At 44.7% G+C, this 21,092-nt stretch carries 17 protein-coding genes; 16 read left to right on the forward strand and 1 reads right to left on the reverse strand.

Translation table 11 applies throughout. The features are described from left to right. Positions 1–91: 91 nt before the first annotated feature. Positions 92–1,462 carry an MATE family efflux transporter gene (locus tag LYZ37_RS07650; protein ID WP_272785031.1) on the forward strand — a complete coding sequence of 457 codons (1,371 nt, stop codon included), beginning with the start codon at positions 92–94 and terminating at the stop codon, positions 1,460–1,462. A 61-nt stretch (positions 1,463–1,523) separates the two neighbouring features. Here the strand turns inward: LYZ37_RS07650 and LYZ37_RS07655 are convergent, their stop codons facing one another. Further along, positions 1,524–2,375 carry a DNA ligase gene (locus tag LYZ37_RS07655; protein WP_272785032.1) on the reverse strand — a complete coding sequence of 284 codons (852 nt, stop codon included), beginning with the start codon at positions 2,373–2,375 and terminating at the stop codon, positions 1,524–1,526. A 304-nt stretch (positions 2,376–2,679) separates the two neighbouring features. Between LYZ37_RS07655 and LYZ37_RS07660 the strand changes: the two genes are divergently transcribed. The 15 genes from LYZ37_RS07660 (at position 2,680) to LYZ37_RS07730 (ending at position 21,045) form a co-directional block, all read left to right on the forward strand. Further along, positions 2,680–3,000: an STAS domain-containing protein gene (locus tag LYZ37_RS07660; RefSeq protein WP_004748956.1), complete on the forward strand. Its 321-nt coding sequence runs from the start codon at positions 2,680–2,682 to the stop codon at positions 2,998–3,000. Positions 3,001–3,033: 33 nt separating this feature from the next. After that, the gene (locus LYZ37_RS07665; protein ID WP_272785033.1) at positions 3,034–3,873 is read left to right on the forward strand and encodes an OmpA family protein; all 840 of its coding nucleotides are present in this window, start codon (positions 3,034–3,036) and stop codon (positions 3,871–3,873) included. Beyond that, complete coding sequence (locus LYZ37_RS07670; RefSeq protein ID WP_272785034.1) at positions 3,860–5,953, forward strand: SLBB domain-containing protein; 2,094 nt, start codon at positions 3,860–3,862, stop codon at positions 5,951–5,953. Before LYZ37_RS07665 ends, LYZ37_RS07670 begins: the two co-directional genes overlap by 14 nt. Continuing rightward, positions 5,953–6,648, forward strand: coding sequence for a chromosome partitioning protein ParA (locus tag LYZ37_RS07675; protein WP_272785035.1), 696 nt, complete (start codon positions 5,953–5,955; stop codon positions 6,646–6,648). The genes LYZ37_RS07670 and LYZ37_RS07675 overlap by 1 nt, the downstream gene beginning before the upstream one ends. Positions 6,649–6,656: 8 nt before the next feature. Further along, complete coding sequence (locus LYZ37_RS07680; RefSeq protein ID WP_272785036.1) at positions 6,657–7,457, forward strand: phosphate/phosphite/phosphonate ABC transporter substrate-binding protein; 801 nt, start codon at positions 6,657–6,659, stop codon at positions 7,455–7,457. Positions 7,458–7,469: 12 nt separating this feature from the next. Next, positions 7,470–9,782, forward strand: a complete 2,313-nt coding sequence (locus tag LYZ37_RS07685) for an ATP-binding protein (RefSeq protein WP_272785037.1) — start codon at positions 7,470–7,472, stop codon at positions 9,780–9,782. A gap of 22 nt (positions 9,783–9,804) precedes the next feature. Next, positions 9,805–11,280, forward strand: coding sequence for a sigma-54-dependent transcriptional regulator (locus LYZ37_RS07690; protein ID WP_272785038.1), 1,476 nt, complete (start codon positions 9,805–9,807; stop codon positions 11,278–11,280). Further along, entirely contained in the window at positions 11,261–12,280 is a 1,020-nt protein-coding gene (locus tag LYZ37_RS07695; protein WP_272785039.1) for a glycosyltransferase family 4 protein, read from the forward strand. The genes LYZ37_RS07690 and LYZ37_RS07695 overlap by 20 nt, the downstream gene beginning before the upstream one ends. 155 nt (positions 12,281–12,435) lie before the next feature. Next, positions 12,436–13,641 carry a glycosyltransferase family 4 protein gene (locus LYZ37_RS07700; RefSeq protein WP_272785040.1) on the forward strand — a complete coding sequence of 402 codons (1,206 nt, stop codon included), beginning with the start codon at positions 12,436–12,438 and terminating at the stop codon, positions 13,639–13,641. Then, positions 13,634–14,809, forward strand: a complete 1,176-nt coding sequence (locus LYZ37_RS07705; protein WP_272785041.1) for a glycosyltransferase family 4 protein — start codon at positions 13,634–13,636, stop codon at positions 14,807–14,809. The genes LYZ37_RS07700 and LYZ37_RS07705 overlap by 8 nt, the downstream gene beginning before the upstream one ends. 42 nt (positions 14,810–14,851) lie before the next feature. Further along, positions 14,852–16,279 (forward strand): lipopolysaccharide biosynthesis protein, encoded by a 1,428-nt coding sequence (locus LYZ37_RS07710; protein ID WP_272785042.1) that lies wholly within the window; start codon positions 14,852–14,854, stop codon positions 16,277–16,279. A 47-nt stretch (positions 16,280–16,326) separates the two neighbouring features. Continuing rightward, a complete protein-coding gene (locus tag LYZ37_RS07715) occupies positions 16,327–17,673 on the forward strand; it encodes an O-antigen ligase family protein (protein WP_272787152.1) in 1,347 nt (448 codons plus the stop codon). A 90-nt stretch (positions 17,674–17,763) separates the two neighbouring features. Next, on the forward strand, positions 17,764–18,510 hold the full coding sequence (locus LYZ37_RS07720; RefSeq protein ID WP_272785043.1) for an acyltransferase: 747 nt from the start codon (positions 17,764–17,766) through the stop codon (positions 18,508–18,510). After that, positions 18,503–19,618 (forward strand): glycosyltransferase, encoded by a 1,116-nt coding sequence (locus LYZ37_RS07725; RefSeq protein WP_272785044.1) that lies wholly within the window; start codon positions 18,503–18,505, stop codon positions 19,616–19,618. The genes LYZ37_RS07720 and LYZ37_RS07725 overlap by 8 nt, the downstream gene beginning before the upstream one ends. After that, positions 19,615–21,045 (forward strand): GumC family protein, encoded by a 1,431-nt coding sequence (locus LYZ37_RS07730; RefSeq protein ID WP_272785045.1) that lies wholly within the window; start codon positions 19,615–19,617, stop codon positions 21,043–21,045. Before LYZ37_RS07725 ends, LYZ37_RS07730 begins: the two co-directional genes overlap by 4 nt. Positions 21,046–21,092: the final 47 nt, after the last annotated feature.

Below are 21,092 nucleotides of genomic sequence, written 5' to 3' on the forward strand. Positions count from 1 at the left end.
TCATTTTCTCTTTTGTTCTCACGTTTCAATCACAAGAGATAGTCATTCGAACAACTTGTCATTGTTATCATCTAGTTTTGGAGTTTCCCTTTTGCATCGCTATAAAACAGAAGCCAATACATTAATAAAATTAGCGACCCCTGTACTTATTGCTTCAGTAGCACAAACAGGTATGGGCTTCGTCGATACGGTAATGGCCGGTGGCGTAAGTGCTACCGATATGGCCGCCGTTTCGATTGCTGCAAGCATTTGGCTACCTTCTATCTTATTTGGAGTCGGGCTGTTGATGGCGTTGGTGCCTGTTGTTGCCCAACTTAATGGTTCTGGTAGGCAACATAAAGTGCCCTTTGAGATCCAGCAAGGTATCGCAATGGCTTTACTTATTTCAGTGCCTATTGGTGCGGTCTTACTGCAAACCAAGTCCATTTTAGGATTGATGGATGTTGAGCCATTAATGGGTGAGAAAACCATTGGCTACATGCACGCCGTGATCTTCGCGGTCCCTGCCTTTTTGCTGTTTCAAGCTTTACGCAGCTTAACCGATGGTATGTCGCTAACCAAACCCGCGATGGTGATTGGGTTTATTGGTCTTTTACTTAATATTCCTCTTAACTGGATCTTCGTATACGGTAAATTTGGTGCGCCTGCGTTAGGCGGTGTTGGGTGTGGTGTCGCAACCGCGATAGTGTATTGGGTAATGTTCGCAATGTTGCTATTTTATGTCATGACATCCGAACGTCTTGCTAAAGTAAAAGTATTTGAGCAATTCCATAAACCAGACATTAAAGCCCTGACTCGATTGTTTAAGCTTGGGTTCCCAGTGGCAGCCGCGATGTTTTTCGAAGTAACCCTATTTGCGGTTGTCGCTCTGCTTGTTGCACCACTGGGGCCATTAGTGGTTGCAGCACATCAGGTTGCGATAAACTTTTCATCCTTGGTGTTCATGTTACCAATGAGTGTTGGTGCTGCCACCAGCATTCGTGTCGGGCACCGCCTTGGTGAAGCAAACGTCGAAGGCGCAACTATAGCCTCAAGAGTCGGTCTGCTAGTTGCAGTGGCATTGGCTCTATTCACTGCCCTCCTAACTGTACTGTTTAGGGAGCAAGTCGCTCTACTATACACGGATAACAAGGCCGTTATTGAACTAGCTCTTCAGCTTCTTCTATTGGCAGCGGTTTATCAGGTGACGGATGCGGTTCAAGTTGTCGCGGCGGGCGCGCTGCGTGGATATAAAGACATGGCTGCGATATTCAATCGTACTTTCATTGCCTACTGGATTCTTGGCTTACCACTTGGCTATATCCTTGCGATGACAGATTGGATTGTTGAACCAATGGGCGCTCACGGATTCTGGATGGGCTTTATAATTGGTCTCTCAGCAGCAGCAATTATGCTTGGTATTCGTTTACACTGGATGCACAGGCTAAGTGATGAAGTTCAACTTGAGCTAGCGTCAAAATAAAACAAACAAAGGCCCACGTTATGGGCCTTTGATGTATCAGATATTCGCTTTATTGGCTTAACTACTCTGGACGCTCTCTCATATATCTCGCAAATCGAGGCAGACCACTACTGGTGTAGCCGTTATAGCGGAAAGTGATTTTTGAACCAATCTCAGGGGGATTCATTCTTTGAACATCACTAAAGCCACTGCCTATATAGAACTGCTCACCTGATTCAAGCTGTACAAGTAAAGCCCCCATCTGTCCCTTGTATTTGCCGTTGCCAACTTTATAACCAATGACGAGTGCTTCCGCATCCTGATGCTTTTTCAGCTTTAACAAGTCACTGCTGCGACCTGCTTGATATCGGCTACAGATCTTTCGTAGCATCAGCCCTTCACCTTTTGAGCTATCGACAGAATCCAGATAGCTAAACAGCTCTTGCTCATCCTCAATCGGCGTGTGTTCGATGTAACGAATATGATCGCGTTCAAGTGAGTTAACTAAATGCACCAGATTGAAGTAACGCTTCTTATAGTCGCCAGCAGAGTGCGGAACATCAAACAGCATAAACTTAATCTTTTTCCAACCGGCATCGCTGGGAACCTTATCTAAGACTGTTTGTTGAACCAAATGAAAATTACCACGCCCCGCCCACAACTCTCCCTCAAGTGGGTAGTCTGGCAGCGCCTCTATAAACCAGTGGGGGGCTGAGATCGGATTTCCATTTCGTGTAATAAGCGTATTACCATTCCAAATCGCACGAATCCCGTCTAGCTTTTCACTTTTCCAGTAATCTGAAACATCTATGTTTGCCTCGTATGAGGCGGCAAGCGTTACTGGTAGGAACTCGGTAGCGACTTCTCTAGCTTGTGCCGTTCCTACCATCGCAGACATTACGCTTATGGCGACTATCGATAGCCTAATATTCATGCTCATTATCCATAACTTACAATCAATCCATACTGAAACATATGCAGTAAATTGAGCAAGATTGGTACTTAATCAGTTCGACGGACTTCTAACTGTCGATTGAATTATTGAACACGTAATTACATTTATAAACGACCAACTTACCACTGTTTTTTATACAACTCTTTTGCTTGTCATTTTGAGATTAGGAATTTCTCATTTTGAGAAAATAGCATAACCAACCGATAAGTAGCTGATATTTAATAACTTAAAATTTGGCACATTATCTGCTCTGTACATATCAACACACTGAGGAGATAAGATTATGGAACTTCGTAAAATTGAAACTAACGACACAATCGTAACTTGGGTAATTAACGGCAATCTAGATGCAGATGGTAGCCGACATGCCCAGCCACACATCGACGAGATTCTTGCAGAGAACTCTTCTCGTGAAATTGAAATCGACTTCAGCCAAGTGCAGTTTCTCGATTCTTCTGGCGTAGGTGCTATCGTTTATCTATACAAACGTCTTGTAGAACGTCAGCGCAACATGCGCATCGAGAACGTCTCTGGTCAACCACTAGAGATTATGAACTTGCTCCGAATTAACCAAGCTATACCGGTTAATTCCCAAACTCATTAATAAAAATAATAAACACTAACAAAGGACGTTGGCATGAACTTTTTTATCAAACACATAGCCCTAGCTGTATCTATAGCATCCGTTGTTGGATGTTCTAGCTACCCAGAAGAAGGGCGTGGCGGATTGGGTGAAGATTACATTCAATCCAATTTCACTCCGGTTATGCCGGATGAGCCACTTGGCCCAGAGCATGGTTTACGCTTCGACTGGCAACTCACCAAACTTCATCTAGATTCACTCATTCGAGAAGGCGCTCGTTGGTGTTTTCCAGCTGCTGTTGTACAAGCACTTGAAAAACAAAACCGAATTGCCCGAGAACTGGAAGGCGGCCTTCTGTTAGATGCAGCCAATGATATTGTCATCCAACGCAAACGACTTAACGAGCTTGAGCTGCAACTCGACTACGTTACCTCGCAAGCCAAATGTGTACCGCCAATGGATGAAAACGCATTCCAACAACGTTTGGCGATGATAGACAAGTTGTACAACCTACTTAATGTCGACAATCAATTCGCATTCAATTCAACGGAAGTGAATCCTAAGTACATGGGACACTTGGCACGCGCAGCGAACATTTTGAATGAAAATAATAGCCTCAATCTTAAAGTCACGGGTCATGCAGATTCTGTTGGCGATGTTCAGTACAACCAAAAACTGGCCATGGGTCGAGCTAAACAAGTGAAACGTTACCTGATTATCTTTGGATTAAACCCATCAAGAGTTGAGACTCAATCTGTGGGTGACACGCTTCCTCTTTATGATGGCGAGTCAGAAGGTGTACGCCTAACCAACCGCCGAGTAAGTATTGAAGTGGTTGATACACAAGAACAAGCTGAGCAGCGTTTGCAAGGAGGTTACAATGAAATGGACTAACTATATTGCCCTATTTCTACTAACCTCACTTTGCTCTTTTGCCCAAGCAAATGAAGAACGTGTGCAGATTGGCGACCTTATTCAAGTGAATCTTCCTGGGGAGTCATCATTAAACAAAGGCTTCCAAGTTGATAAACGTGGCCGAATTACGCTTCCTGAAGTTGGCGCTCTGTATGTCGCAGGTTATAGCGAACCTCAGCTAGAGCAAGCGGTAAAGGATGCGCTAGAAAAAGTGTATCGTGATCTCTCCTCTGCCTCGGTTTACATCGCTGAGCAACAAATCCTTATCTCCGTGCAAGGCTATGTCAACTCGCCCGGAGAATACACCTTATCAAAAACCTCTGATATCCAAATGGCGATTCATGCCGCAGGTGGTCTTCGTGCTGGTGCCCAGTTAAACAACCTCTTCATTAAACGCGGCAAAGATAAGATCATATTTAACTATAAAACCTTTCTAGACACGGGTGATGAGACCCTACTGCCTGAACTTGAGTCACTTGATACCATCTTTATCCCGGCGTCACCGCTTGTGGGTAATATTGAGCAGGAGTTTGACGCTAACAAACTGGCTAATGCTGGTGACAGCGCTGATGGTCGAACGGCGATTAAAGTGTTTGGTGAGGTTAACGCTCCGGGTTCATTCAGTTTCAAAGCAAACACGGATCTGGTTGATGTCATCATGCGTGCAGGTGGTGTAACTCGCTATGCATCTGTTGAACAAATCCGAGTCATTTCAGACAACACACCTAAACTATTTAACCTTAAAACCTATCTTGATAGCGGTGATGTATCGCTATTGCCAACCCTTACACCAGGCACAACGATCTTCGTTCCTAAACAAGAAGAAGAGATCAAAGCGGGCGCCAATGTTGTTTACATCATGGGTGAAGTCGCAAGCCCTGGTGCTTATGAAGGCAAAAAGAACGCATCGTTCATGGACATTCTCGCTAATGCAGGTGGCCCTACACGTTATGCTGAATCTCGTCAAATTCGCGTAATCAAAGCTGACGGGAAAGTGATCAAATTCGACTTAACTGCGTTCACCGAAGGTTTAACTCGTAAAAGCCCGCCAGCTATCGGCCCTGGTGACGCGATCTTCGTCCCTGAAAAAACCGATATGAATGAGAAATCATGGCTGAAGATCGCACCTAGCCGCGCTGTAAGTGTTATCGGTGAGGTGGTTCGCCCAGGTCGAGTAGAATGGTCAGATGAAATGGACCTAATGGACCTTCTCTCTCATGTAGGTGGCCCTACGCTACGCGCTGACACCTCAAAAATCGAGGTCGTCACAGCGGGTAACAAGTTACATATCTTTAATCTGGACGAGTTCATTTTAAACGGTGCCCCTAACAGCGAACTGCCAAACATATCTGCTGGAGCTATCGTTCGCGTACACGATCTTCCACAAGATCCATCAGATAATAAGTCTCAGTGGGTACGTCAGAGCTCAGATGCGTCTATCTATGTATTCGGTCAAGTGAATGCACCAGGTCGATACCGCTTTACCAAAGATATGCACTTCCTCGATATCTTGTCAGCGGCCGATGGCCCAACCAAAGACGCTGATATTCATAACATCCGTATTACCCATCGCGATAAAACCTATTCAAAAGTGAGCAAACTTAACCTATCACTCTACTTTGAAACAGGAGATGAAAGCCTGCTGCCAAATGTGACTATGGGTGACACTATTTACATCCCTGAAAAGGACAAAATCTGGCTAGACCGCTCGAAGGAATCAACGGTGCGTGTGCTAGGTGCAGTCAATAACCCAGGCCGATATGTCTTTGACGATAACATGACAGTACTGGATCTACTCGCGGAAGCAGGCGGTCCGTCAGAGCGTGCCTATCTAGAGAAGATCTCGATTGTGAACATGTCTTGTTGTCAGGGACAAGCGAGAACATTTGACCTGATTGATTTCAGTAAAACAGCAAACATTTACAAGCTTCCCGTGTTGCGCGCTGGCGATACCATCTACGTGCCAGATCGCAACGAAAGCTTCCTTGAAAAAGCGCGTGTTGGTTTAGAAGACATTTTGCGTCTAACGACAACCATCGTTCTAATAGGAGCACTGTAATGATTATTCCAGCGACACATACTGAAATAGAGCAGATTTATTTAGCGGCGGAGATGAGCAAAAGTCGCTCACTTTGCATTACGGCATGTCAATCAGGTGACGGCGTCACATCCGTAGTCACTGCACTGGCAGAAAGATACTTGCTTGCCGGTCACAGAACCTTAGTTGTCGATCTTAATACCTTTCATCCCGCATTCGAATGTATAGACATTGCACCAAGTAACGATGACAACCTAGGTCTGCTTGTTGAACATGCCTCAACACATCAAATGTTTACCGGGTTAACGGTACCTAACAACCAATCTGCCCTTCTGGCTTACAAAGACCCTGCACAGTTACAAAGCGCCGTCAGTCAATGGTTAACACAGTACGACCGCGTGATTTGCGATACCTCCCCATTGCTGCATATCAACAGAGGTAATATTCCTGCGCAAGTTGTTGCGAGTGCCTGTGACCAGACAGCTCTCGTAATCATGGGCGGGAAGACTTCTTCAGGCCAGCTAGAGAAAGCCATGCAACTTATAAACAACCCATCGATATCACTACTTGGCTCAGTGCTAAACCTCAAACAGCAAGCAACGCTCGCACAAGAAATGGTTCGCGAATTGAACCGACTTAAATTTATTCCTAAGTCTTGGCGCGATAAGTGGGCAAGTAAAATCTTAACTAACGAGTTTCTGGCCCAGTCAGCATAGGAGTTTCTATGAGAACAACGATACTTGCTCTATCTACCCTCTTGCTATCTACGGCTGCCTTAGCTGATACACTCACATTTGGTGTTGTCCCTCAGCAATCAGCAAGTAGGCTTGCCAAGCAATGGGGACCATTAGTAGACACTCTCAAAGAGCAAACTGGTTACGAAATTACTTTCAGTACAGCGCCAAATATTCCAGAGTTTGAGAAGCGTTTGTCTGAAGGTGAATATGATTTGGCTTACATGAATCCTTATCACTACACCGTTTTTAGCCAAGTCAGTGGGTATAGAGCGATAGCAAAAGCCAAAGACAAGCGGATAAAAGGAATAATCGTCGCGAGAAAGTCGAATGAGTATGAGTCACTTGAAGATCTACAAGGGCAAACTCTTGCTTTTCCCTCCCCTGCAGCTTTTGCGGCTACTGTCTTAACCCAAAGTGACTTAAAAAATGCCGGTGTTGAATTCGAATCGGACTATGTCTCTTCACACGACTCTGTCTACCTATCGGTTGCGAAAGGTTTCTATCCAGCTGGTGGCGGCGTAATAAGAACGTTCAATTCATTACCAGACGTAGTCAAATCTCAGCTGGAACCCATTTGGACAACCAAGCCTTATACCCCACATGCTATCGCTTACCATCCAAGACTGACGAATGACCAAGCAAACGCCATTCAGGCCGCGTTAGTTGAACTGCAAAATACCCCCCAAGGGAAACAGCAGCTCAAATCTCTAAACATTAAAGGATTTGAGGCAGCCAGCGATTCAGATTGGGATGACGTAAGAGCACTTAATATTCAGATACTTGAGTAACTGGAGGCAGTTATGACATTGCGTTCGAAGACAATATTGGGTATTGCTGTTATTGAGATCACTGTGCTCGTTATTCTGGTGTTGAGTGCGATGAGCTTTCTCTCTGATTCAAATGAGAAACAGCTCCTACAACGTGCCAACTCAAGCGCCGTTATGTTTACCCATGCGGCTAAAGATGCCGTGTTATCAACGGATATCGCTACACTCGAAGATCTTGTTCAAGAGTTTATGACTTTAGAGGATGTGGCTTATGTTCGGGTGCTACGCAATGGAAATGAAATGGCGTGCGCTGGTGATAAGCAACTCCTGCAACGCTCAATGCTTAGTGACAGCTCTTTGAACGATGTGGATGACGGTATTTTCGATCTGCGTACTCCTATTGAAAGCAATGGTACAGTTTACGGCTACGTGGATATTGGTTTTGAAACTAACGCGATTAAAACCATGCTCGATGAGGCACAAAAAGCCATCATTAGTATTGCAACCATAGAAGTGGTGTTAGTCGCTATCTTTTCATTTATTCTCGGAACCTATCTTACACGAAACCTTTCTCGTTTAACCGCAGCCGCAAACACAGTCGGTCAGCATGGCCCCGGGTTCCAACTTAACGAGCATTCAAAAGATGAGCTTGGTGAAGTGACCAAAGCTTTCGATGAAATGTCAGCCAAACTGGAAAGAGACTATCAAGTCCTTACCGAAGCAAGAGAAGGTGCAGAACAAGCCAATGATTCTAAAAGTCGCTTCTTAGCCTCAATGTCTCACGAGATACGCACACCGATGAATGGTGTACTTGGGATTTTAAATATACTGGAAGAGACAAAACTCACCGATGAACAGAAGAAACTGGTCAACACCGCAACCGAATCAGGGCATTTCTTGTTATCTGTCATCAATGACATTCTTGATTTTACGCGAATGGAGTCCAATACACTGATTTTGGAAGACAAACCATTCGATTTCCGTCACTGTGTTGAAAGTGTCGTCGATTCTTTCTCTCCCACCGCATCCAGCCAAAACTTGATACTGCATTGTTTTATTGAAGGGACGGTGCCGAGCAAAGTTAGTGGTGACAAAAATCGAGTGAAGCAAATCCTGCTTAATTTAATTGGTAACGCAATCAAGTTTACCCATGAAGGCAGCGTCACAATTAAAGTCCGTTCCGAGGCTGTTACACAAAACAAAGCGAAAATCGTCTGTCAGATTCAAGACACTGGCATAGGGATCAGCAAAAGTGCTATCGAGTATCTGTTTGATGAGTTTACTATGGTTGATCAAACATACTCTCGCAGTAAAGAAGGCTCAGGTCTTGGTCTGGCGATTTGCCGACGTCTGTGTAATCTTATGGATGGCGAAGTCAGCGTAGAGAGTGAGCCGGGTATCGGAAGCACATTCACTTTTGATATTACGCTAGCGATTGCCGATGACTTAATTACTTCTCCGACGACACAGGCAAAACGTCAAGAGTTACTCCGCCCAGATGCCCGTATTCTTGTCGCTGAAGACAACAAAGCAAACCAACTCGTCATCCGTGAAATGTTTAAGCGTGTTGGTCTCTCAATCGATATTGCTGAAAATGGTAAACACGCCGTATCAATGGTGCAAGAGTATCAATATGACCTGATATTTATGGACATTTCTATGCCAGAAATGGACGGTATGGAAGCTTGCCAAGCCATTCGACATCTTGAAGACGAGGATACCGCTGGCTTACCTATCATTGCACTGACGGCTCACTCCCTCGCTGGTGATAAAGAGAAGTTTCTTGCGTCAGGTATGGACGATTACTTGTCAAAACCTCTTAGGTTGTCACAACTAATTGAAAAAATTAATCTATTCTTAAATAACGACAATGTTGAAGATGAAGCTCAAAGAATAGAGCCATCACGATTGAATGAGCAACATAATACATATAAAAAGACACAACAGAACCTAAGTAATCAACGTAAGGAAACGGCGGGTTTGGAACTGGTAGACGAACAAATTTTACAGCAAATGATCGAAGATACGAGCGCGGAAGTTATCCCTTTGCTAATCGACCACTACGTTGAAGAATCTGAGCAGCGCCTGGCGAAGATTTATCAGGCCATGGATGACAAAGACAAAGAGACGTTAGAGTTTGAAGCGCACACATTGGGCAGTTCTTCACTCGCTCTGGGGAATCGCACATTGTCTAATCTCGCGAGAAAAATCGAACACATGTGTTTGGATGGTCAGCAAGAACAAGCATTCTCCTTTAAGCAAGAGCTGGAACATCTCGCCCAACAGTCCTTGCAAGCACTCGAAGAGCGCAAACAACAAGGGTTCAGCGAACCGACACAACTATAATGGCTTAAGATAGGACATCGTAATGAAACCAAAAGTATTACTTATTGAAGACTCGACTTCGCTGGCGATTTTGTACAAGCAGTATGTAAAAGATGAGCCTTATGACTTGTTTCACGTAGAGACAGGGAGAGAAGCCATCGCCTTTATAGAAAGAAACGTTCCGCAATTGGTTATTCTCGATCTCAAATTGCCGGACATGGATGGCGAACAGATACTTGATTGGATCAATGACAATCAAGTACCAACATCAGTTGTTATCGCAACTGCACATGGCTCTGTCGATCTTGCGGTGAACCTTGTTCAAAAAGGCGCGAAAGACTTTCTTGAAAAGCCGATCAATGCCGACCGTTTGAAAACCTCCATCGCGCTACACCTGCAACAAGCTAAGCTCGAACACCTTGTGGAAGATATTGAGAACAAGTTTGATCGCAATCGCTTCCACGGTTTTATTGGCTCAAGCTTACCTATGCAGGGTGTCTATAAGATCATTGACTCGGTCGCGCCGACCACAGCCAGCGTGTTCATTGTTGGCGAAAGTGGTACCGGTAAAGAAGTCTGTGCCGAAGCGATTCACAATGAAAGTAAACGCAAAGATAAGCCGTTTGTCGCCATCAACTGTGGCGCAATTCCGAAAGACCTGATGGAAAGTGAAATATTTGGTCATGTCAAAGGTGCATTTACTGGCGCGACGGCTGACAGAAAAGGCGCTGCATCGATGGCAAATGGCGGAACGCTGTTCTTAGATGAGCTTTGTGAGATGGAATTAGAGATGCAGAAGAAACTGTTAAGATTCCTCCAAACCGGTACCTTCACCCCACTCGGCGCAAACAAAGAAATGAAGGTCGACGTCCGCATTATCTGTGCGACTAACCGAGATCCTTTGGTTGAAGTTGAAGAAGGACGATTTAGGGAAGATCTCTATTATCGTGTCCACGTCGTTCCACTTGATATGCCACCTCTTAGGGAGCGCGGCAATGACATCCTTACTTTAGCAACCCACTTCCTTAAACTTTATGCCAAAGAAGATGGGAAAAAGTTCAACGCAATTCACCGCGATGCGGAATCAACATTGAAGCGTTTTGCATGGCCGGGTAATGTGCGCCAATTGCAAAACATTGTACGTAACATTGTGGTGCTCAATGACGACAGCCATCTACGTCTAGAGCATTTACCTGAGCAAGTCACGACGAGCCGTAAATCGAAACCTAGTCTTACCCCGCAACAACCTGCGCCAGTAGCAGTCCCGCCTGCTCATTCAGATAACGAACAAGCGCTAGAAACTAAGCATATTGAGCAGCCAATATCATCGAATGCTCAAACAGATAAAACGGTCATGATTAGACCAATGTGGCAGATCGAACGCGAAGCCATTCAGCAAGCCATTGACTATTGTGATGGTAACGTTTTAAACGCCGCAGTGTTATTGGAGTTAAGCCCTTCAACGGTTTATCGCAAGAAACAAGCTTGGGAAGCAGAAGATGAGCAACAACTCGTCTGATGAAGTTTGGCTGGTTATTGATAGCTTAACTTTTGGTGGTATTGAAACTCATGTGCTTGAGCTTGCTAAAGGGCTCAAGCAATTTCAAATTCCAGTGACGGTACTATTTCTTTGCACATACCCTCAAAAACAACTACTTGAAGAAAAGCTTGAAGCTAACCAAATTCCTACTAAACATCTAGACGGTAATGGCAATAGCTACTTCAACACATTGCTTCATCTTGTTCGAACGCATAGACCTGCCCTTTTACACGCTCACGGTTACAAAGCGAGTCTTATAACTAAGCTGATTCGTTTGTTAACGGGTGTAAGACAAATTTCAACCTACCATGCGGGCGAAACTCCTTCAGGCAAGGTATGGTTGTATGACTTTATTGACCGCTTCACTTCGATTGTTTCAAATCACTCGATTGTTGTTAGTGACAAAATTGCTCGTAAGCTCGTTTCTAGAACGGTTTGTTTTAATAACTTCATCGATACACAGGAAACTCAGCATTCAAAAGGAACGCAAATTGCTTTTGTAGGTCGGCTCAGCCACGAAAAAGGACCAGACAGGTTTATCGAGCTAGCCAACGCTAATAGTCAACTCAAGTTCGATATCTATGGTTCAGGCGTTCTCGAAGATGAACTCAAACAGCGTGCTACCGATAATGTTCGTTTTCACGGCCACCAGAACAACATGAATGCCATTTGGCCCAATGTTGGTGTTTTGGTCATTTGCTCTCGATATGAAGGCTTGCCAATGACGGCTTTGGAGGCCATGGCACGCGGCATACCTGTTTTTTCCCTCAAGGTTGGCAACATGCCTAGCCTGATCCATCATCAAACAAACGGTTATCTAGCCAATGATATGGACGAGCTAAACTTGGCTTTAACCACTTTCCTTTCCCAAGATGAAAAACAAACAGCCCAATTAAAACAACAGGCGGTCAATACTGTCGAGCGGAGATACTCTCAATCAGCAGTCATTCCTCAGATAATCGAGCTGTATTCAATCTGATTGTCAAATTGAGAAATAATTTTTCCTCAATTCGCAACCCCTATAAAAACCCAATAAAACAACAACTTAAAAATCGCATCTAATTGGCACTCCATTTGCGTTAGCTAACTCAATACACCTATTAATCCGTTTATTGAGTACGCAAGGGGTCTACCGTGAAAAAGAAGATACTGTTTGTGCATTATGGTGACGATTGGATTCGAGGCAGTGAGAAATGTCTGCTTGATCTAATTAAGTACATGCGTAATCGCAGTTACGACGCATTTGTTTGGACTAATAGCCGAGAGCTTTCTAAGCAACTAGAACTGTTTAACGTTCCTAACGAGCTAAACCGTTTTCCATTGCTACTCAGTTGGAAAGCGCCTAAGTACAATGTTTCAAGCTGGCTCGGACTGATTGACTATGGACGTGAATTGATCGAACGAGAGGGAATAGATCTTGTTCATGTCAACAGCGGGGCGCCTTGCCAATGGATGTTGGCCGCAGCTCGCCTACAAAAAGTGCCTTTAGTGACCCAGCTGCACTGCCCTTACCCTGCAAGAGATCGACTTACGCTTGGGCTACATCTTTCTCCGCACATTATTACGGTAAGCCGCTACGTCGCGCAATCCATTGTGCGCGATGGATACCCAACTAGTAAAGTCTCAGTGATACATAACGGTATTGATACCGCAGCGCTTATCGCGCAAGAAGAAGTCGACGTGCGCCAAGAGCTTAACATTCCAGCGCAAGATTTCATTTTCGCTACGGTCGGCTCCTTAATCCATCGCAAAGGCGTCGATCGAATCATGACGGCAATGCGCCATGTAGTATTCGAATATCCAAACGTAAGCCTTGTTGTCATTGGTGATGGTTCGATGATGGATAAGCTCCAGCATCAAGCAGAGTATCTGCACCTTTCAGATCGGATTCATTTTGTTGGAGAGCAAACTAATGTCGTTGGATGGCTAAAAGGCTGTGATGCATTCATAAGTGGGGCTCGAAGCGAAGCTTTTGGTCTTGCTGTAGCAGAAGCAACCCTAGCTAAAATCCCTGTTATCGCTCCCTTCGAAGGAGGAATCCCTGAATTTATCTCACATGGTAAGACCGGCGTTCTCTACCCAAACCATGGTATTGGCCCTATCGCTAAATCTATGCGTATTCTGGTCAACAATCCGCAGCTATGCAGCAAGCTTGGGCTAGCGGGCTACGAGCATATCACTCAGCACCATGACCTCTCAGTCAGTTGTCGAAAAATCGTCAATGTTTATCGTGACTTACTTGAACAGCCTTTTGTTTCAGAGCGGTCTATCTTCAGCACTTTTTCACCAATTAAGACTTACGTAGCGAATCGCCTTTCACTAGGAGGTCAGCATGGCTAAAAACAAAACATTGATTTTTGACCCCATCACATTCAAAGGTGGTTCTAAGATTGCGACCAGTGACGCACTTAATGTTTGCCGAGTCACCAGCAATGAATTTATTGTGCTGACCGTCGATCCAGAGTTCTGGAAAGCGACAGAGTTCTATGCCAAACACAATGTCACTTTACGCAAAGTTTCCGCGGTTTCTTGGCTGATGAAAAAGCATAACGGTGCCTTCTACTGGTTAAACCAACTCTACCTTTTGCTCATTATGCTCAAAACCTTGGTGATGGAACGCGGTATAGCCAAAATAGTGGGAGCTTCCGGTCCTGGAGTCGACATGCCAATGTACTTGCTTAAAGCTTTCTTAAACATTGAAGTCACCCAATTTATCCACGGTAATGTGGGGCTATCACGGTCTATCGGCTACTGCCTGACAATAGCAGACGCAGTTTTCTATTTGCCATCTACTCGCAAAAGTCTAAAGGTTGCTCTTGAAGCTTATCTTCAACACGCAACAAAGATTGAAGATACCTCGGCCTTGGCGGAAAGCTATTTAAAATCCTCAAGCTATCAGTCATTTGTCAATGGCATTCCTGCGCAGCGTTGGCCCACAGAATGTCAGAAGAGTGTTCCTATCTGCTTCTGGGCCGCTTCGCTATTAAAGTGGAAAGGTCTCGATACGCTTATAGAAGCCTCCAAACATGCTGCACGCTGTAAACCTATTGCGCTTAACGTTTGCTTTATTCGTCCTGTAGACACCTGCCTGCCTGTGTCTACAGCGCCAGTGTTACTAAAACACACAGAATGGTACGAAGACCCTGACAATCTTGATGAAATCAGAAGCCAGTCTAACATCTTTGTCTCTACCAGCTGTAACGAGCCCTTCGGTCTTTCAATCCTCGAAGCATTAGCCGCCGGTATGTGCGTAGTAATTCCACAAGACGGCTCCTTTTGGGATCAGCAATTGACGCACAATGAAAACTGCATCAAGTATCAACCAAACAACGCTGATTCATTGTGTGATGCTTTGCTTTACGCAACGAACGATAGCCAAGCATTTGAACGTTGCTGCACAAACGCACGAGTCGTCGCTGAACAATACAAAGCTGAATACCGCTATCAGAGATTTGCGCAGCATATAAACGGTGACATTGTCACATCGATGATTCGTGCTTGTGACTAGGGTCTTTTGACCGACAAATGGATAACTGATTGGAGATTCGCTATGAACACAGAACATATTAAAAGCATTAGCCTATACGCCGTCAGCTTGTTCTTAATTAAAGGTGTATCCCTGTTCACATTGCCTTTGATGGCACACTACTTATCGCCATCTCAAATCGGTCACTTAGAGCTACTAGGCGTCACGACCGTGTTTTTCAGCCTCATCGTCGGTCTCGCCATGCATGAAAATCTTTATCGCTTTATCGGCACGGTCAGTAGTAAAGTCGTTAGAAAGAGAAAAGCATCTCAACTGTACAGCGCAACACTTCTTCTCTCTATGTCTCTTAGCGCTTTGTTGCTCATAGGTTACTACTTATTGCCTTTCAAAGCAGATTCGATCACTCATGAACAAGTCCTATTTATGGCGTTGGTCCTCTGCTATGAAGCTCCTTTAGCGATAAGTCTAGCGTGGTTGAGGCTGCACAATCAGGCAGGGTTGTTTTTTAAGATTTGTGTCAGCACTGTTATTGCCCAAGTGTCATTACTTATCATTGCGTTATTACATAAGCCTGATGTGACGGTGATATTCGCGCTTAACGTCATTTGCACATTCGTACAGTTTCTGTTTCTTCATATCTATATCAATTTCCCGCTTATGCTGCCTAACAAAGATCGTATGAAACGATACATTCGATACTCGGCTCCGTTAATGTTATCTGGGGTTGTTGCTTTCGGGTTAAGTGGCGCAGAGAGATGGTTGATTGCAGGAGCAACAAACTTAGAAACTTTGGGTATGTATGCTATCGCAGCTAAGTTTGCGTTGGCTGTCGGCATCCTAATTCAACCTTTCCATATGTGGTGGATGCCAAAAAGATTTGAGGCAATGGACAACAAAGGCGCCGGTTACGTCGCCAATGTCACGACGCAAGGCGCGGTATTGTTGTGCGTCATTTCGGTTACCGCCGCTTGGTTAAGCCAAATTTTTATTACAATCGCCCTACCCGAATCCTACCAACCCGCGGTTGCTTTGGTAGGTATGACCATTACTATGATGCTTTTCAAGGAGCTCGTTGAGCTGACGAACTTCGGTATTTTGTACAAGAAAAATACCACTCAACTGTTATATATCAACGTTACATCAACAGTTTTAGCCTTCATCGTTTGCTTCGCTTCCATAGAGTCAGGTATAGAGGCGATACTTTGGGGACTGATTGCTGGGCAGCTTTGCCGTTTCGCTCTCACTATTTGGTTTAGTCAACAAGCGCACTACCTCGCTTATCCGTCGAGCAACATTTTTGCCCTTCTGACGCTGACTGCACTATTTCTTTTAACCAGCCGTTACCACCAAAATATAGAAGTTTCGGCATTAATGTTGCTTCTTCAACCCTTAGGTGTCGTTGCTTTTGCAATTCGCTTTAAATTGATCTCGGGGGTTTCTTTGAAGAGCTTAACTCATACCTTCAATAACTACCTTGGTAAATCACTATGAACAGTGTGAACCAAGCTAGTGTTAACAGAGCTGCGCCAATCTTGTTCATGACATTGCTTAGCTTTGGATTAGCAATGCTATGGTACGTGGTGCCTCACCCTGCGATTGTGTTGGTCTTATGTTTTGTTCCGTTAGGTGCTCTGTTTGTACTCAATCAAACATTTTGGCTTGTTAGCTTATTCGTTTTGTTTTCTTTCTTTCGCATTCATGAAGCTATTCCAGTTCTCTACTCGCTCAAGATCCCACTATTGCTCTCATTGGGCGCTCTTTCTGCACTCATGTGGCATACATTGGTAAGCCGACAGTTACAAACGTTCTGGCACCCAAGTATGACGTGGTTAGCCCTGTTTTGGGGGCTAGTGGTTATTGGCGTTGTACTCTCATCAAATCCCGGTATCGCCATTACCTACTTTAAGAATATCTACTGGAAAATCATTGTCATGACACTGGCAATCGCCTGGCTGGTTAATACAGAAGACGCCGTTCGTAAAATAGCGACGCTGATTATTTTGGCTGGCGGACTCATTGCCGTCGTAGCATTATATAATTCGTCAGCAGGCATCGGATTGGTGGAAGGCACTCGGGTTACCATAGGTCGCCAACTTGGATCTGTTCTTGGTGACCCAAATGATCTGTCGCTCGTGTTGATGTTTCCTCTTGCGTTCGCTATTAGCTTCGCAACGACTAAAGGGATTGGCTTTTCACGCATTCTTGGAATCCTAGGGCTTGTCCTCGCAATGGCAGCTGTCATCGCGACTCAAAGTCGTGGCGGGCTATTAGGTTCAGTCGCCGTATTTGGTATTTTCGGTCTGCGTCTCATCCGCTCAAAATCACTACTCATTTTCATCGGAGTCATTGGTTTAGCAGTTTTATTTGCGGTCGCTGGTATTTCAGATCGTCAATCAGGTGGTGCTGCAGAAGAAGGTATCGATGCGTCCGCAATGGGGCGTCTGTATGCGTGGGAAGCAGCATTCAAGATGGCATTGGATAATCCCTTCAGCGGTGTTGGTCTTAATAACTTCTACTCAAACTATTACTACTACAGCTCTCATTGGGACGGGCTCAACCACGCTGTACACAGTACATGGTTTGGTGTTCTGGCAGAGATGGGCTTCCTTGGCCTGATCGTTTTCATCGGCATCATCATTTCATTGATTAAAACCAGTAGGCAAACACTTTCGATTCTCACTGAGTTAAAGGACTCTGTCTCTCCGTATCTGACTGCCACGGCGCTAGCCGTCTATGCAGGCGTGATAGGTACGGTTGTGTCTGGTACCTTCCTGACTCAAGGCTTTACCTGGCCAATTTACATACTTGCTGCGTTATGTATTGCCATCTCAAGAATTGCTCAAAAACGTTCTCAATTTGAGAATCTTAACAAGACGAAAGAATAACCAAACTTATCTCATTGTTTTTACTTAATTTATATTTTGGCACGTTACGTGAAACAGTCTCTGCATAATTCAAATGTAAGGGACGTAATCATGTTGGCTCAGCAATTAAACCACTTCAAAGTTTGGCTACAACACAATGAGAATCCTGCGTATCGCAAATTGTTTCTCATTTTGAAAGCAATTCGTGCATGCGATATTCCAACACCCAAGCTGTTTAACAAGTTTGTTGGTCTACTCTATTCTGCATTCAGCTCTGTTTGGGGAAACCTTCTGCGTGTTTCAGTACACACTCCCGCCTTTAAAGGGCGACTATCAAAATACGGTAGAGGACTTTACCTGTTTGGTGGTGTGCCTTTTATCTCTGGTCCCTTAACTATCTCCTTAGGCGATGATTGTCGTATTTCAGGACAAACTACTTTTAGTGCTCGACCTCAATCTAACAATCCTCAGCTCATTGTTGGTAGCAATGTTGATATTGGCTGGCAAAGCACATTCGCAATCGGCCATAAAATCGTAATTGGTGACAATGTTCGTATTGCTGGTCGAGCTTTTATCTTCGGCTATTCGGGTCACTCTTTAGATGCGGCTATGCGGGCAAAAGGTTTTGGAGATCTAGATTGCGACGTCGGCGATATCATCCTCGAAAACGACGTATGGCTTGGTACAAACGTGACGGTTTGCCCAAATGTCACTATTGGTGAAGGCACTATCGTTGGCACCGGAAGCGTCGTTACCAAGGATCTCCCTCCCTATGTGGTAGCAGCGGGTAATCCAGCAAGAGTAATTCGTTCGCTTGCTGACTCTTCAACTAGTAATGAGGAAAACCGTCATGCGTGATCTTATTGTTTTCGGTGAAGACTTTGGCGGTTTGCCATCAAGTACTCAACACCTAGTAACTCGTTTGGCTAAGCAGCGTAAAGTACTGTGGGTAAATTCGATTGGCCTGCGTCAACCAAAACTGACGATGCACGATTTCAAGCGAGCAGCCAACAAGCTATTAGGTAGAAGTAAGGGGGGCTTTAGTCGCGATAACGAACAACCGTCGAATATCAGTGTCGTTAACCTAAAAACGATTCCAGCACCTCGTTCTTGGTTTGCACGTCAAATAGCGAAAACGATGATCTGCTCTCAGTTGAAACCCGTGATTAAGAAGCTTGGGTTAAACAAGCCCATCTTATGGAGTTCGCTTCCAACGACTGCTGATCTGTGTGGAACACTGGGTGAATCTGCCATTGTTTATTATTGTGGCGATGATTTTTCATCTCTTGCAGGTGTTGACCACGACGTAGTGGCAACGCACGAAAGCAAACTTGTCGAACATGCAGATTTAATTCTCGCGGCGAGTGCAAAACTACTGACTAAATTCCCTCAGTCTAAAACACATTATCTTCCTCATGGGGTCGATACGCATCTGTTCAGCACTCCAGTGAGTCGTGCCATCGACTTACCTTCAGCAGAAAATAAAATTGCTGGTTTCTATGGCAGTTTGTCTAACTGGTTAGATTACGAACTTATTGAGCAAGTTTGCTTAGCCAATCCAACTTGGCAGTTCGCGTTTATCGGCCCATTGGAACTGCCGTCTAATCCTTTGCCAAAATTGCCTAACGTTCACTACCTTGGCCCAAAACCTCATAGTGAACTGCCAGGTTACAGCCAACATTGGGATGTTAGCCTATTGCCATTTAGATCTAATGGGCAAATCGCCTCATGCAGTCCGTTAAAACTGCTTGAGTATTTAGCAGCAGGAAGCTCGGTTATTGCGACGCCCTTCCCTGCACTTTCTCCATATAGAGAGCAAGTCAAAGTAGTGACTAACGCTCAGCAGTTTACGGACGCCTTAAATGGCCTAGATTTAGATTCAAGCATTGGTGAGCAGCAATCTCTTGCATCGGAAAGCTGGGATGCTCGTACAGTTAAGCTTAATAGTATGTTGGAGTCATTATGAATGAGCTAAAAATGAGGTTCATCGTCATACTCAACTCAGCATGGCGACAGCGCTACGTAATCGTAGTACCTATTCTCATCCTTCCTTTTGTTGGCTACTTCATTGGAAAAGTCGCACCAACAAATTACGTGTCGCATACTTCTATGCTGATACAGGAAACGGCGAAGATGAACCCTTTCCTAGAGGACATCGCTGTATCAACGATGCTAAAAGAGCGACTCAATGCGCTCAGCACCTTGCTTAAAAGTCGTCACGTATTAACGGCTGTCGCGAAAGAGCATGGTTTGATCGATGATACGATGGCTCCTGCTGAGCGAGATTACATCATAAGTAAACTCTCAAGCAGCCTTACTGTGACTCAGCCCGGTAAGGATTTTCTAAAAATTTCGTTAACGGCTCCTAATCCAGCAGGGATGAAAGAGCTGTTGGAGTCGATTAGCGAGCACTTTATAGAGCAGCTGCTTGCTCCTGAACGCTCTTCGATTGAAGATTCATCTGAGTTCCTGAAGATTCATATTGAAAAGCGCAGAGAAGAGCTGGATATTGCCGAGAATGAGCTTGCCGACTTCAAAAATCGCTACGCTTCCGTCACGCCAGAAATGCAAAGCCAAGCACTAGGTAGGCTTGCTTCTTTGAAACAAAGCTACGCGGAGAAAAAAGCCGAGCTTGCGGGTGTAGAACGAAGCTTAGGCTCGCTCGATCAGCAACTATCTAAAACAAATCCAGTGGTCGGTAAAATTGAAGATCAGATCATCGAGATTCGCAGCCAGCTGACGCTTCTTAAAGCAAAGTACACCGAAAGCCACAGTGCCGTTCAAGGTAAAGAACGCGAGTTACGACGCTTGGAGAATGAGCGTTCTATCTTGCTACAAATGGAACAACCGAACATCAGTAGTGATCAGCTATGGGACATCGCTAGCAGCAACAAGCTCAAAGACCTTGGTGAAGTACAGCCTTTACTGGTAACCCAACTCCAAAGTTTGCAATTAGTTCGTGGCCGCTATGAATCATTGACTGAGGAGACTAAAAGTCTCAAAGAAATGATCGCTCGATTGGAACAGGAAGCTAATCGCTTTGGGGACAACGCGAAAACCATGCACCGCCTAGTGAGAAATGCGGAAATTAAACGTCAGCTCTACGATGAATTGATTCAACGTTACGAGATGGCGCAACTAACCGGATCGTTAGGTGTATTCGAGCAAAATAAACGAGTCAAAATTATTGACCTTCCTTATACTCCGAGTCGACCTGCTAACCTTCCTGCGATTGTATTTGTCATCGCTGGATTCGTTGCTGGCATCGGATTGGGTGCAGGCGTCGCAATCCTTATAGAGCTGTTTGACTCTTCGATTAGACGTAAAGAAGAGATTGAGGTGATCACAAATGCGCCTGTGATTACTCATATACCTCGAATCCGTTGCCCCTAAGATTAAGCCTTATCAATCATAAAGATTTTCAATTTGATTATCAGGTT

The organism is Vibrio tubiashii, assembly GCF_028551255.1.
GTDB classification, from domain to species: domain Bacteria; phylum Pseudomonadota; class Gammaproteobacteria; order Enterobacterales; family Vibrionaceae; genus Vibrio; species Vibrio tubiashii_B.

What these genes read in the sequence shown, in the direction of transcription:
- LYZ37_RS07730 (WP_272785045.1), top strand. Translation starts at nt 19,615, where the DNA reads ATGAATGAGCTAAAAATGAGGTTCATCGTCATACTCAACTCAGCATGG.
- LYZ37_RS07695 (WP_272785039.1), top strand. Translation starts at nt 11,261, where the DNA reads ATGAGCAACAACTCGTCTGATGAAGTTTGGCTGGTTATTGATAGCTTA.
- LYZ37_RS07660 (WP_004748956.1), top strand. Translation starts at nt 2,680, where the DNA reads ATGGAACTTCGTAAAATTGAAACTAACGACACAATCGTAACTTGGGTA.
- LYZ37_RS07720 (WP_272785043.1), top strand. Translation starts at nt 17,764, where the DNA reads ATGTTGGCTCAGCAATTAAACCACTTCAAAGTTTGGCTACAACACAAT.
- LYZ37_RS07665 (WP_272785033.1), top strand. Translation starts at nt 3,034, where the DNA reads ATGAACTTTTTTATCAAACACATAGCCCTAGCTGTATCTATAGCATCC.
- LYZ37_RS07725 (WP_272785044.1), top strand. Translation starts at nt 18,503, where the DNA reads ATGCGTGATCTTATTGTTTTCGGTGAAGACTTTGGCGGTTTGCCATCA.
- LYZ37_RS07710 (WP_272785042.1), top strand. Translation starts at nt 14,852, where the DNA reads ATGAACACAGAACATATTAAAAGCATTAGCCTATACGCCGTCAGCTTG.
- LYZ37_RS07675 (WP_272785035.1), top strand. Translation starts at nt 5,953, where the DNA reads ATGATTATTCCAGCGACACATACTGAAATAGAGCAGATTTATTTAGCG.
- LYZ37_RS07670 (WP_272785034.1), top strand. Translation starts at nt 3,860, where the DNA reads ATGAAATGGACTAACTATATTGCCCTATTTCTACTAACCTCACTTTGC.
- LYZ37_RS07685 (WP_272785037.1), top strand. Translation starts at nt 7,470, where the DNA reads ATGACATTGCGTTCGAAGACAATATTGGGTATTGCTGTTATTGAGATC.
- LYZ37_RS07680 (WP_272785036.1), top strand. Translation starts at nt 6,657, where the DNA reads ATGAGAACAACGATACTTGCTCTATCTACCCTCTTGCTATCTACGGCT.
- LYZ37_RS07655 (WP_272785032.1), bottom strand. Translation starts at nt 2,375, where the DNA reads ATGAATATTAGGCTATCGATAGTCGCCATAAGCGTAATGTCTGCGATG.
- LYZ37_RS07715 (WP_272787152.1), top strand. Translation starts at nt 16,327, where the DNA reads ATGACATTGCTTAGCTTTGGATTAGCAATGCTATGGTACGTGGTGCCT.
- LYZ37_RS07690 (WP_272785038.1), top strand. Translation starts at nt 9,805, where the DNA reads ATGAAACCAAAAGTATTACTTATTGAAGACTCGACTTCGCTGGCGATT.
- LYZ37_RS07705 (WP_272785041.1), top strand. Translation starts at nt 13,634, where the DNA reads ATGGCTAAAAACAAAACATTGATTTTTGACCCCATCACATTCAAAGGT.